16 protein-coding genes and 1 tRNA gene are annotated in these 10910 nt (G+C 38.9%); 8 read left to right on the top strand and 9 right to left on the bottom strand.

Features of this window, described 5'->3' with window-relative positions; translation table 11 throughout:
• The 5 genes from VNZ46_RS18410 to VNZ46_RS18390 form a co-directional block, all read left to right on the top strand.
• Positions 1–598, top strand: a 598-nt coding sequence (locus VNZ46_RS18410) for a TolC family protein (protein WP_325561489.1), incomplete at its 5' end; no start/stop codon positions are given.
• A 12-nt stretch (positions 599–610) separates the two neighbouring features.
• Entirely contained in the window at positions 611–829 is a 219-nt protein-coding gene (locus VNZ46_RS18405; protein WP_325561488.1) for a hypothetical protein, read from the top strand.
• Between the two features lie 80 nt (positions 830–909).
• The gene (locus VNZ46_RS18400) at positions 910–1257 is read left to right on the top strand and encodes a hypothetical protein (RefSeq protein WP_325561487.1); all 348 of its coding nucleotides are present in this window, start codon (positions 910–912) and stop codon (positions 1255–1257) included.
• A gap of 93 nt (positions 1258–1350) precedes the next feature.
• Complete coding sequence (locus tag VNZ46_RS18395; RefSeq protein ID WP_325561486.1) at positions 1351–1716, top strand: DUF4870 domain-containing protein; 366 nt, start codon at positions 1351–1353, stop codon at positions 1714–1716.
• 113 nt (positions 1717–1829) lie between these two features.
• Positions 1830–2732: a DUF3078 domain-containing protein gene (locus VNZ46_RS18390; protein WP_325561485.1), complete on the top strand. Its 903-nt coding sequence runs from the start codon at positions 1830–1832 to the stop codon at positions 2730–2732.
• 50 nt (positions 2733–2782) lie between these two features.
• On the opposite strand, the gene VNZ46_RS18385 is transcribed toward VNZ46_RS18390, so the two are convergent.
• The gene (locus VNZ46_RS18385; protein WP_199080868.1) at positions 2783–3004 is read right to left on the bottom strand and encodes a YdeI/OmpD-associated family protein; all 222 of its coding nucleotides are present in this window, start codon (positions 3002–3004) and stop codon (positions 2783–2785) included.
• 50 nt (positions 3005–3054) lie between these two features.
• Positions 3055–5043 carry a sialate O-acetylesterase gene (locus VNZ46_RS18380; protein WP_325561484.1) on the bottom strand — a complete coding sequence of 663 codons (1989 nt, stop codon included), beginning with the start codon at positions 5041–5043 and terminating at the stop codon, positions 3055–3057.
• A gap of 104 nt (positions 5044–5147) precedes the next feature.
• Between VNZ46_RS18380 and VNZ46_RS18375 the strand changes: the two genes are divergently transcribed.
• Positions 5148–5657, top strand: a complete 510-nt coding sequence (locus tag VNZ46_RS18375; RefSeq protein WP_325561483.1) for an FKBP-type peptidyl-prolyl cis-trans isomerase — start codon at positions 5148–5150, stop codon at positions 5655–5657.
• 66 nt (positions 5658–5723) lie between these two features.
• Here the strand turns inward: VNZ46_RS18375 and VNZ46_RS18370 are convergent, their stop codons facing one another.
• From VNZ46_RS18370 to nudK, 3 genes are all read right to left on the bottom strand, one after another.
• Positions 5724–6437: a DUF4397 domain-containing protein gene (locus tag VNZ46_RS18370; RefSeq protein ID WP_325561482.1), complete on the bottom strand. Its 714-nt coding sequence runs from the start codon at positions 6435–6437 to the stop codon at positions 5724–5726.
• A 139-nt stretch (positions 6438–6576) separates the two neighbouring features.
• Positions 6577–6876 carry a Dabb family protein gene (locus tag VNZ46_RS18365; protein WP_325561481.1) on the bottom strand — a complete coding sequence of 100 codons (300 nt, stop codon included), beginning with the start codon at positions 6874–6876 and terminating at the stop codon, positions 6577–6579.
• Positions 6877–6913: 37 nt separating this feature from the next.
• Positions 6914–7489 (bottom strand): GDP-mannose pyrophosphatase NudK, encoded by a 576-nt coding sequence (gene nudK / locus VNZ46_RS18360; protein WP_325561480.1) that lies wholly within the window; start codon positions 7487–7489, stop codon positions 6914–6916.
• Positions 7490–7539: 50 nt separating this feature from the next.
• Between nudK and VNZ46_RS18355 the strand changes: the two genes are divergently transcribed.
• Positions 7540–8310 carry a DeoR/GlpR family DNA-binding transcription regulator gene (locus VNZ46_RS18355; protein WP_325561479.1) on the top strand — a complete coding sequence of 257 codons (771 nt, stop codon included), beginning with the start codon at positions 7540–7542 and terminating at the stop codon, positions 8308–8310.
• Positions 8311–8466: 156 nt separating this feature from the next.
• Here VNZ46_RS18355 and VNZ46_RS18350 read toward each other — a convergent pair whose 3' ends face one another.
• The 3 genes from VNZ46_RS18350 to VNZ46_RS18340 form a co-directional block, all read right to left on the bottom strand.
• The gene (locus tag VNZ46_RS18350) at positions 8467–8784 is read right to left on the bottom strand and encodes a hypothetical protein (RefSeq protein WP_325561478.1); all 318 of its coding nucleotides are present in this window, start codon (positions 8782–8784) and stop codon (positions 8467–8469) included.
• Positions 8785–8893: 109 nt separating this feature from the next.
• Positions 8894–9214 carry a DUF962 domain-containing protein gene (locus VNZ46_RS18345; RefSeq protein WP_325561477.1) on the bottom strand — a complete coding sequence of 107 codons (321 nt, stop codon included), beginning with the start codon at positions 9212–9214 and terminating at the stop codon, positions 8894–8896.
• A gap of 5 nt (positions 9215–9219) precedes the next feature.
• Complete coding sequence (locus tag VNZ46_RS18340; RefSeq protein WP_325561476.1) at positions 9220–9855, bottom strand: HAD family phosphatase; 636 nt, start codon at positions 9853–9855, stop codon at positions 9220–9222.
• Between the two features lie 65 nt (positions 9856–9920).
• On the opposite strand from VNZ46_RS18340, the gene VNZ46_RS18335 reads away from it, so the two are divergent.
• Positions 9921–9994 (top strand) — tRNA-Ile (locus tag VNZ46_RS18335).
• A 39-nt stretch (positions 9995–10033) separates the two neighbouring features.
• Here the strand turns inward: VNZ46_RS18335 and VNZ46_RS18330 are convergent.
• Positions 10034–10910, bottom strand: an 877-nt coding sequence (locus VNZ46_RS18330) for an AraC family transcriptional regulator (protein ID WP_325561475.1), incomplete at its 5' end; no start/stop codon positions are given.

Genomic DNA, 10910 nt, shown 5'->3' with positions numbered 1-10910 from the left:
TCCAGTACAAGGATTAGAAGACGGAGCAGAACAATCATTGGAGCATGCCTGGAATTATAACCCTGAATTTAAGCTGCTTAAAGACAGAATCGCCCAGGCCGAAGCAGAACTTGCTTTAAGTAAAACCGGTGGGAGACCTTCCCTGACGCTAAATGCCGGAACTGGATATACCAACGGCTATGCGCCAGATATTGACCGCTTCAGGTACAATTATACCGCAGGTGTAACGCTAAATATCCCGATCTATCAGGGAGGCCGGGCAAAAAAACAGGAAAGACTATCAGAAAGCCAGTTGAAGCAAACCAGATTCGCACAGGAGACCCTGAATAATACCTTTAAGAGTAATATTAAACAGATATTGACTGATATCAACAGCAATCGTTCCAGCCTGGTGAATGCCGGAGGTCAGGTTACAGAAGCCAAGGAAGCACAAAAACTTGCGCAAAGCAGGTACAAGAATGGTATAGGCACAAACCTGGAATTAACCAGTGCCAGTACAAATGTTCAAAAAGCAGAACTGACCAGATTACAATATGAATACCAACTTTGTCTTGCACAAGTAGAAATGGCCAGGTTAACTGGAATTAAATATTGGTAAAAGAAACCCTCCATGATAAACGTTTTCATTTTTGTTTCTAATATCCAGTCTGTCGAAGATCTTTCTCAGTTGAAAAAGGTCTTCGACAAACAAATAGAAATCCAAAACTGGTCTGTGGATCTCACTGATGAAGAGAGAGTATTGAGGGTTGAAACCGACGGTCTGGAACGTTGTGAAATTATCAGACTGGTGAGATCATGCGGATATGATTGTTATAAAATGGACTGGTAACTATTTCTGGTCATATTTTTTAATTTCTCAATTTGGTCTTTAAACATAAATATTAAATTTGCAGGCACACAAGAAACCCTATGCAAATTGTTTTTGATACACTTTATTACCTCGATTCTAAAGAGATTTCCATTCTCGAGATTAAAAGACTTGATCAGCCTGCAGGCAGCACTGTAGATCAGATTTTTCATTGGTTGCTGTTCAATAAGGAAACAAAACAAATTCAACATCTTACTTTCAGATCCTTAGATTCTTCTTCGGTACTTGAAGAACGCTTCTTTGTCGAAGGCTTCTTAAAATTCAGCGAAACAGAAGGTACTTATATCCAAAAATTTAATTCCGGCCAGTTTGAGATTAAGAACAGAAGTACTGAACCATTGCCGGAAGTGATTAAAGAAGCTGTTCGGCTTTATTTTGATCCAGCTTAAAAGGCTAAAAATCACCAGCTTTCTCAAAAGATTTTCCTTTTTAGCTTAAAAAAGTTTATTTTAGAAGTATATACATCTAATTTAATCTTACCTATGGAAACAAATTTCAACGTAACTCCAACAACTGAAGATGGTAAAACCGTCGCTATTGTGGGTTATATCACCCTTATTGGCTGGTTAATTGCCTATTTTGCCATGCACAAAGACAAGAAAACAGAATTGGGGAGCTATCATTTAAGACAAACGCTATTACTTTATCTGATTGGTATTGGCGTGAATATAGTAGCCCGGATATTGTTAATAGTTACTTTATCAGGTGCAGTTGTAATGCTGTTCAATCTCATTTATTTAGTCCTGTTTGTACTATGGATCATTGGTTTGATAGGTGCTATCAATGGACAGAAAAAACCAATTCCACTGATCGGAGATAAATCTCAAAGCATGTTCCCAGGAATCTAATTCGTTTTTACAGCATAAGTCCCGGTCATTAGACCGGGACTTTTTTTTTAAAAAAAATCCCGGTGGATTCAATCCTCAAAATTTAATCTATTTATTCATCAAAAAACAGGCTCATGAAAAATTTTACTTTTACTCTTCTTCTGATGGTCATAGGAATTACTGGCTATGCTCAAGACACAGCACCCAAAGCAGACACCACAAAAAAGTGGACAATTCACGGGGAAAATACCTTTTTGATCAATCAAAGTTCTTTTTCCAACTGGTCGGCAGGGGGTGTGAACTCTGTTGCTGGAAATCTCGTTTTCAATTACGATTTTAATTATAAGAAAGACAAATGGAGTTGGGACAACAAAGCCATTCTTGGTTACGGTTTAAGTAAACAGCAGGGAATTGGTACCCGAAAAAATGATGACCGCATCATTTTAAATAGCTTACTGGGCTATAAGGCCGCGCAATACTGGTTGTACACTTTTTATGCAAATTTCCAGACGCAGTTTTCAAAGGGCTGGCAATATAACACCTCAGGCCCGAACAAATTGATTTCCGATTTCCTTGCTCCTGGCTATCTAACTTTCGGACCGGGTTTTGCTTATAAAAAATCTGACAATTTTAGAGTTAACATTTCACCTTTTGCTTCTCGTATCATCATCGTGAGAAATAATGAACTTTCGCAGGCTGGTGCCTTCGGTGTAGACCCGGGTAAAAAAGTGCGCTATGAATTCGGTGCCTCACTGGATGCATATTACAAAGTGAATGTAATGGAAAACATTGGCTTCGAAAATATATTGAAACTCTATTCAAATTACCTGGATAAGCCTGGCAATATTTACACAGACTACACCGCGAATCTATTTATGAAGGTAAACAAGTTTGTTACGGTGAATGCAGGGGTACAACTGATCTATGATGACAAAACCAAAATTCAGGAATTCAATACCGACGGCACTCTGGCAGGTACAAAAAAAGCCTTACAAGTTAAACAAATCTTTGGTGCAGGCTTAACCTATAAGTTCTAGCCCACCAGGCAATAAGGGAGGCAATATTACCTCCCTTATTACTTGTATCCTCAGGTTTTTAATGTTTTCTGTTTATTCTGCAGCATAATCAACGCCTTTTCTGCCCGGGTTTTTCTCGTTGCTTCCTGCTTAGCAGCCCCTACCCAATCGCAATATCCTTGCTTATAAGACTTAGATAAACTTTCAAAAAATGTTTTAGCTTCCACGTCCTGGTCGATTAACAACTGCAATTCTTCAGGCGTTCCCTCAATATGTTCTCCTTTTTTCAGCATAACTTTGGTTTAATATCCAAAAATAGAAGTTTTATTTACGTTAAACACCATTATTCTGTTATCCCTTTCCAGGTATCCGTTCTAAAGGGAGATGCGGGTAATCCTGCTCCATTATACAAATTGCAATCCGGATTATTTTCCCAGGCGTAACGAACAGCAACAGGTTGTTTCACCCGATCGCTACTCACTACAACTGTATTTCCTTCAATGACTGCCTGTGCCCGGTAAAACTTCTGATCAGCCCCAGCAATAACAAATCCCTTCAGTACTTTTCCATCCTGTACTTTTAACCCGGCATCGGCATGGACAAAGGAAATCCGGACCTTATCCCCTTCTACTTTAAAAGATTGCATCTGCGGCCCCGAATAACTGATTTTCTTTTGGTAATTTCTGGCCAGAGCAATCAGCGCCAGGCGCCGTCCGACCTCCTGTTTATTTTTCGGATGTATATCGTTTGCATCCCCTATATCTATAGCAACAGCCATTCCCGTATTTGGTAAAGACAGTGTCTTGAGTTGCGCGTCTCTAAGCTCCGCCCATTTCGATGGTACTGGTTCTTCTTCTCTTTTCATAAAACTCGCCAACTGGACGAAATAAAACGGAAAATCACCTTCCTTCCACTTTGATCTCCAGTCTCTGATTAAAGAAGGAAAAAGAGATTGATATTGATGAGCACGATCTGCATTACTTTCTCCCTGATACCAGATCACACCGCGAATGGAAAAAGGCAGAAAAGGATGGATCATGGCATTGTAAAGTACAGAAGGACGGTTTGGTGAATTCTGAGATGCAGGCATAGGTGGAATATCTTTTAAATTAAGCCCGACACGATATTTCCAGGAACCGGCGAGGCCCACTTTCTTTCCATCCGGACCTGTGAACTGAAGATCCTTCTCTTCTCCGTACATTCCACCTCCGCCCCCATTATCAAATACCCTCACCGTAATCGTATTTTCACCGGCTTTAACCAAATTTGCTGGAATTGTATAGACCCTCGGCTGATTATAGCCTTGCGTTCTTCCGATTTCCGATCCATTAAACCAGGTGATCTCATCATCATCAACAGGTCCGATATTTACTTTCAGAGATTTACCGGCCCAATTCGCAGGAAGAGTGATTTTTCTGGTTAGCCAGACAATACCATCCATATCTTTTAATTCATTTTCCCACAAACCAGGAACTTTAAGCTCCGCCCAGGAAGAAACCTCTACGTCTTCGGCACTCCAAACAGGCTTTTGGTCGTGATAACCCAAGTCTTTATCCTGAACTACCTTCTGCCAGCTCAGCAATTTGTCAGCATAATTTTTATCTTCACCGGGAGTTCTTTCAATTTCTTCCACAGCTGATGAAAAAGCAGGTATTTTTTTTAATGAAGAACTGCTCATCCAGGCTTCAGCAACAGTACCGCCCCAGGAAGTATGAAGCAAGCCAATTGGTATTTTTGTTCTTTGATAAATCTCCCTGGCAAAAAAATAAGCCGTTGAAGAAAATTCTGTCACTGTAGCCGGGCTACATACGGTCCATCCTCCGTTGGTTACACTGGCATCATCCTTCACCTGGTTCGCGGTGAAATGTTCAACCTGCAACAAACGTATAGACGGATAATTGGCCCCGGCTATCTCCTGTGCATAATTATGTATCTTGCCCCAGCCTGCCAGCGGCATTTCCATATTGGATTGCCCCGAACAAACCCATACATCACCAATAAGTATATTTTTTAAAACAACAGGTTCGCCGTCAGAAATCCGTAAAGTATATGGACCTCCATACGATGGCGTTAGTACCTTTATTTTCCAATTTCCCTCAGCATCTGCAGCACCACTGTATCTTTCCAGATTCCAGCTTGGTGTAACAGTTATTTTAGCTCCAGGTTTTGCTTTTCCCCAGATGGATGCACTGGTCTTCTGCTGAAGTACCATATTGTTACTGAACACTGAAGGGAGCACAACTTTAGCTTCGCTAAAATTGGAAAACAGTAATGGAGCAATGGTTAAAGTGAGTTTAAATAAGCAGGTTCGGGATGCTTTTTTTAAGTTCATAAAGATTTGGTTTTCATTTAAGAAAGGGTAAGTTAAAAATAAAGTTACAAATTAGATGGTGGTTCAGCTACAAAAGAATTATTTCTAATCTTTACATTTGCCTTATGATGAGAAGAAGTATAAAACAATGTCTATTAATGCTTTGCCTGGCAGGATGCCTTGCTGCATGTTCTAAAAGTAACAACGATGTTCCAGAAGTAGATCAGACGCAAATAATTGCACAATTCAAAGCAGATACCACTGCGATAAGAGCTTTTGTGAAAGCCAATAACCTTACCGAAATGAAAAAAGATGAGGGTTCCGGAATCTTTTACCAGGTTATCTCCCCGGGTAGCGGAAGTGTTACTTATTCTGCCAGCACCCAAATCACTGCCGATTATACGGGCAGATTACTGAATGGCACTGTGTTCGACACGACTACAGGAAAAACACCAGCAACTTTTGCCTTAGGGAATGTTATTGCAGGGTGGCAGTTTGGCATTCAGAAAATCCAAAAAGATGGAAAGATACGCCTGATTATCCCTTCTTATTTTGCCTATGGAAATGTAACCAAGGGATCCATCCCGGCCAACTCTGTACTTGATTTCGATATTACATTGAATAATGTTCAATAGCAATAATCTATAAAAACCAGAAGCCTTGACGGGGCCGGAACTCAATCCCGTCAAGGCTTTTATTTTTTATTGATTTGTCATGACCTGGGCGTTCAGCGGATTTTCAGCAGCACTTGGTGCCATCATTCCAAGTGCCATTACGGTATAGTACTTACCTGCAACAAGTGTAGCCCCAGTCAATGTTGTCTTTACATTTCCTGTAGACTGCTCCTGGATATCAAAAGAGTACGTTTTTGGATCCACTGCTACAAATGAACTCACTTGCTTATAAAATTGGTTATTAATCACTACACTTCCACCTGTAACCGCCAGGTTTAAAGAAGGTGCATCAGGAGATAAATTCACAAAACGAACGAAGGCCTTATCCGTTGAAACGGTTGTCATTACATCTGTAGCCAATACACCGTCAAGCTGTCCTGACTGCCCGATCAAAAAATAAGTATAGGCCGTGCTTCCCGACAAGGAAATTGTTTTGCTCAACAAATTATCTGTACTGCTTGCTGTGGTAAATCTCAAAGTATTGCTGCCAGATACCAGTTGTGCATAAGGAAGAACACTTCCGCCCATTGGCAGAGCTGCTTTGTTCATTATCACGTCATTTGCATAAACATTAAATGTACCGGTAGAAGGTGATCCGTTTACCACGCTAAGATAGCTTATAGTAGTTGTATCTGTGCTATCGCTCTTTTTACAGGAACTCCAAACCATTGCAAAAAGGAGAGAAAAGGAAAAGACCAATAGTGATCTCTTAAAGTTGATGTTGGTAAAGGTTTTCATCATTGAAGATTTAAAGGTTAACTATAGTAAAAATTGATATGCAAATATTCATTTTAAACTAAAGCACCTTCGTTAAATAGTGTTAAATCCTGTTAATGTTTGTTAAGTCGATCCAAACATTAACAGAATTTCAGGTAAAACACTATCCTTCTGCGTCGTAAATCACTACTCTATCAAAGAGAATACGGAATTCATCAAGAAAAGCCTTGTGCAGATCGTGTATCTGATAAACATCATGGCCTGCAAGGTCTTCAAAAAACAAAGTCAAAGAAAAGGTATAAGTCGTATCCACTACTGCGCGCTCAATTGCGGCTGGAGTACCCACATGAAAGTTTTTTATAACTTCTATATCCTTTAATGTTTCCAGGCCTTTGCGAAATGCTTTCTTTTGGTCTTCTGTCGTGTCGGCTTTAAGCCAGAATAAAACGTGATGAGCTATCATAATTTTTTTTCGCCAAATATAAGATCAATCCATCATTTTAATTCATGAGTTTTGACAAAGAAAGATATTGCAAGAGCATAATTGTTTTACCATCTTGAATTTGTCCGTTTGAAATCATAGCCATTGCTTCTTCAAATGATAATTCCAAAACTTCAATCTCCTCATCTTCAACCCCTCCTCCCAAATATTTTTTCATATCCTTTGTATATTCTGCGATAAAGAAATAAACCTTTTCCGTAACAGAACCCGGGCTCATATAAGCTTCAAATACCTTTTCAACAGAAGAAAGCACATAACCTGTTTCTTCCTCTACTTCTCTCCGGATAGCTTCTTCAGGCCCATCATTATCTAGCAATCCAGCACAAGTCTCGATCAATAAACCATCCGGATTTCCGTTCACATAAGTTGGAAAACGGAACTGTCTTGTCAGTACAACTGTCCGAGACAGCTTATTATATAAAAGCAACGTTGCTCCATTGCCACGATCATAGGTTTCCCTGCTCCGGTTTTCCCAATTTCCCTTATTCGTTAAGTAATTAAAAGTTGTTTTCTTTAGCAGGTACCAGTCATCAGACAATACCTGTTCCTTTATGATGTTTATCCTTTCATTCATGATTATATATGATCATTTTTGATTATATTTGATCAAATGTAACCAATTATATGAGTTTTCAGGAAAGGAAGAGAAAGATTTTAAACATACTTGAAGAGTTTGACCAGTTATCTGTTGCAGAAATTTCCGAAAAGACAGCTGTTTCGCCGGCGACTGTCAGAAGAGATCTAAAGGATTTGGATACACAAGGCTTATTACAGCGCACACATGGAGGTGCAATAAAACTAGAAACACAGAAATTCACCGGTTTCCATCAAAAGAAAAATGTAAGTGAGTCAAAAAAACAGCTCATTGCAAAACTGGCAGCAGATCAGGTAAAACCCGGAGATACTTTATTTATGGACTGTGGGAGTACAGTATTCGCCATGTGCAACTATTTGAAAAAGACTAAACCCTTAAAGATAATTACAAATTCGCTGCCCGTAGTAGCTGAATTAATGAACTGTCCGGAAATCAGTATCAACTTAATAGGCGGAGAATTAGATCAGGCCCGCAGGGCAGTCCATGGTCAAATGGCTGTAGAACATATTAATCATTACCAAGCTCCAAAAGCATTTATAGGAACAGATGGCTTTTCAATCAAAAAAGGGCTGACTTCAAATACTGAACTTGAAGCCTCCATAACAAAGGCATTCTGCTTCAATGCAGACCAGATCTATTTGCTGTGTGACTCCTCCAAAATAGAAAGAAATGCTTATGTACAATCCGTGTCACTTTCTCAAATTACCTGTTTGATCACAGATCATCTTCCTGATCCGGTTGTACTGAATGAATTATCTGCGATGGGCATCATTACATTATCCGGAGAGATCGACCAATGATCATACACATTTTCGCCACATAAACCTCTAAGAAAAACGGAAGCGGGATATTTCCATAGAAATACCCCGCTTACCTAATTAACGCTCTCATCTATTTGAACAAATAGATAGGGCTTTTGTTTTTTAAATAAAATAAATCCAAATATATTGATCCGGCTATCTGGAAGGATCACTTTTCGAAAAGATGGTATTTGTTTTCCAGAGCACATATCCCAAGTCAGCACATTTTCTAGCCACCTCTATCTCAATCTCCGGGGCAACATCATTTACAATCCTCCAACGAACATTATATTTGCCCGTATAACCAATGTAAATCACAATATCTTCGGAAAGTGGCTCAACAGAATGAAGCTTCTTTAAATGTGTGTCCTGCAATTCCACAGCAAGGCGCTGAAGTCTTTCGTTCATCACTTTGGCCAACGGGGCCGTTTTAAGGGAATCAGGTTCTAAAATTGGCAATACAGTTACAGTCATAAGGCATCCTCAAAAAATAAACGGAGGAAATCAAATTGATTTACCTCCGCAATATTAACGCTCTCGAAGTAAAAATAATAAATTTTATACGATTAATTTTTTCCTTGCTTTATCCCTTTACTCTAAATGGCTGCTTTCCTGACAACAAATCCCAGAAAAGGATAAAATCACTGGCCAGACTATAGACAGGGTATTTAAAGGTAGCGGGTTTGTTCTTCTCAAAAAAATAATGCCCAATCCAGGCAAAGCCATAACCAACAAATGGAAGAGCAATTAAAAATTTCATTTCATGAAAAAGTATGGCGCCGATCAACAGAAGGCCAACCAGACCTGTCCCAATAAAATGAAGTATTCTGCTGGTGAGGTTCCGGTGCTCGGTTAAATAGAACAGATAAAATTCTTTTAATGATTTGAATCGGGTATCTGGCATGAAATTTAGATAATATGGTTTTCCTGTAAAAAATTTTCGAGGTGCTGGGGATGCGCAGTCATTAATAAAGCGTTCAATCCTGCTTTCTTTGCCCCTTCTATATGTTGAGGGCTATCGTCTATAAATAACGTCTCTGCAGGCACCAAATTGTTCTCTCTGATTACTTGTTCGAAGATCTCTACATTCGGTTTACGCAAATACATTTGCTGAGAGAAATAGGCCTTTTCAAAAAGATGATCAATTGACTCCATTTTAAACTCTCTTTTTAAATAGTCCATGATCCATAGATAATGAATTTCATTGTTATTACTCAATAGAAAAGTGCGATATTTTTCTTTGACCTTTAAAAGTAATTCGTGAATTCCCGGAGGGACACCGATTAATAAACTGTTCCATGCGGCATCAATTTGTTCATCTGAAATCAAATTATTTCCCGCTTCTTTACGGATTCCGTCTCTAAATTGATTTGGCGTAAGGGTACCGGTCTCAAAATCATCAAAAATATTGTTGTGACTTTTGTGATCAAAAAATCCGGCAACATTGGAGATACCTAGTTGTTCCAGAGCAAATTGAGCGTTTTTAAAGTTGATCTCAAAGATCACGTTACCGTAATCGAAAATAATATTTTTAATTTTTTGCATAAAAGTGTTTTCAAAATTCGATGTAAATATGTAACATTGCACTCGCAAAATCAAACCGATTTTCGGGGCCTATAGCTCAGTTGGTTAGAGTAGAAGACTCATAATCTTTTGGTCGCTGGTTCGAGCCCAGCTGGGCCCACTGCTTAAAAAGCCGTTTCTCTAAAAAGGAAACGGCTTTTTATTTACCTGCAGAATACTTCTTTGGCTTTACGCCAGTATGCGCTTCAAATAATCTTGAAAAATGGCTAAGGTTTGTAAAACCTAAACTATATCCCACTTCCGAAACTGACAAATTTTCTTCTCTGAGGAGATAAGCTGCCTTTTTCATTCTGAAGCCCTGGTAATAATTGTAAATGCTCTTTCCAAAAATTTGTTTAAAAAGCCGCTTTAATTTAGATTCACTCATACCCGAAAGTTTCACAAGTTCTGGAAGTCTTGGTGGCGTGTCTATGTCTGAAAGAAGTTTATCCTTTACCTCATAGATCCTTTTAACATCAACGGTATTCAATCTTTGCACAGTCGTATCCTGTCTTTTCAATAGTTCCACAAATAATAAGTAGATCAGTTCTTCTGCTTTTACCTTGTAATAAAGATCTTGTAATTCTCCTGTCGGAGTTGCAGTCACCACATCAGCTCCAACTTCTTGTATTTTTGGCGAAATAATTTCTTCAAATAAAAAAGGTTGATTGCCGGAAGTGATCATTTGAAGCAGGGTATCCTTCATTTTTGGTTTCAGTAATTCCTTTAAATATGCTGTACCCACAGTAATCAATATCGAATTGATTTTTCTGTTGGCAGGAAGATATTCAATATTAAAATTACTGGTAGCTACCCGTACTGACGGCAATAACCTATTATCTGATGATGGTTGTAAAATATCATGGAAAGCAATCACGATAAATTCACTTTCCTCGTTATCGATTCCTCTGTCCAGTACCCATTCCTCTTTCAATTCATACTGCCTCACAATTAATCGTAATTCAGGATGAATAAAGAAGCCTTTAATATATCCCTTGCCCATATTTGCAGGAATATACGTCACACCATTTTCAAGC

It is taken from the genome of Pedobacter sp. (genome assembly GCF_035566355.1).
Classification (GTDB): Bacteria; Bacteroidota; Bacteroidia; order Sphingobacteriales; family Sphingobacteriaceae; genus Pedobacter.
This window is presented reverse-complemented; position numbering and strand designations above follow the sequence as displayed.

Bases quoted from the DNA above. Each gene is read 5' to 3' on its own strand.
- VNZ46_RS18405 (WP_325561488.1), top strand. From the start codon at position 611: ATGATAAACGTTTTCATTTTTGTTTCTAATATCCAGTCTGTCGAAGAT.
- VNZ46_RS18400 (WP_325561487.1), top strand. From the start codon at position 910: ATGCAAATTGTTTTTGATACACTTTATTACCTCGATTCTAAAGAGATT.
- VNZ46_RS18395 (WP_325561486.1), top strand. From the start codon at position 1,351: ATGGAAACAAATTTCAACGTAACTCCAACAACTGAAGATGGTAAAACC.
- VNZ46_RS18390 (WP_325561485.1), top strand. From the start codon at position 1,830: ATGAAAAATTTTACTTTTACTCTTCTTCTGATGGTCATAGGAATTACT.
- VNZ46_RS18385 (WP_199080868.1), bottom strand. From the start codon at position 3,004: ATGCTGAAAAAAGGAGAACATATTGAGGGAACGCCTGAAGAATTGCAG.
- VNZ46_RS18380 (WP_325561484.1), bottom strand. From the start codon at position 5,043: ATGAACTTAAAAAAAGCATCCCGAACCTGCTTATTTAAACTCACTTTA.
- VNZ46_RS18375 (WP_325561483.1), top strand. From the start codon at position 5,148: ATGATGAGAAGAAGTATAAAACAATGTCTATTAATGCTTTGCCTGGCA.
- VNZ46_RS18370 (WP_325561482.1), bottom strand. From the start codon at position 6,437: ATGATGAAAACCTTTACCAACATCAACTTTAAGAGATCACTATTGGTC.
- VNZ46_RS18365 (WP_325561481.1), bottom strand. From the start codon at position 6,876: ATGATAGCTCATCACGTTTTATTCTGGCTTAAAGCCGACACGACAGAA.
- nudK (WP_325561480.1), bottom strand. From the start codon at position 7,489: ATGAATGAAAGGATAAACATCATAAAGGAACAGGTATTGTCTGATGAC.
- VNZ46_RS18355 (WP_325561479.1), top strand. From the start codon at position 7,540: ATGAGTTTTCAGGAAAGGAAGAGAAAGATTTTAAACATACTTGAAGAG.
- VNZ46_RS18350 (WP_325561478.1), bottom strand. From the start codon at position 8,784: ATGACTGTAACTGTATTGCCAATTTTAGAACCTGATTCCCTTAAAACG.
- VNZ46_RS18345 (WP_325561477.1), bottom strand. From the start codon at position 9,214: ATGCCAGATACCCGATTCAAATCATTAAAAGAATTTTATCTGTTCTAT.
- VNZ46_RS18340 (WP_325561476.1), bottom strand. From the start codon at position 9,855: ATGCAAAAAATTAAAAATATTATTTTCGATTACGGTAACGTGATCTTT.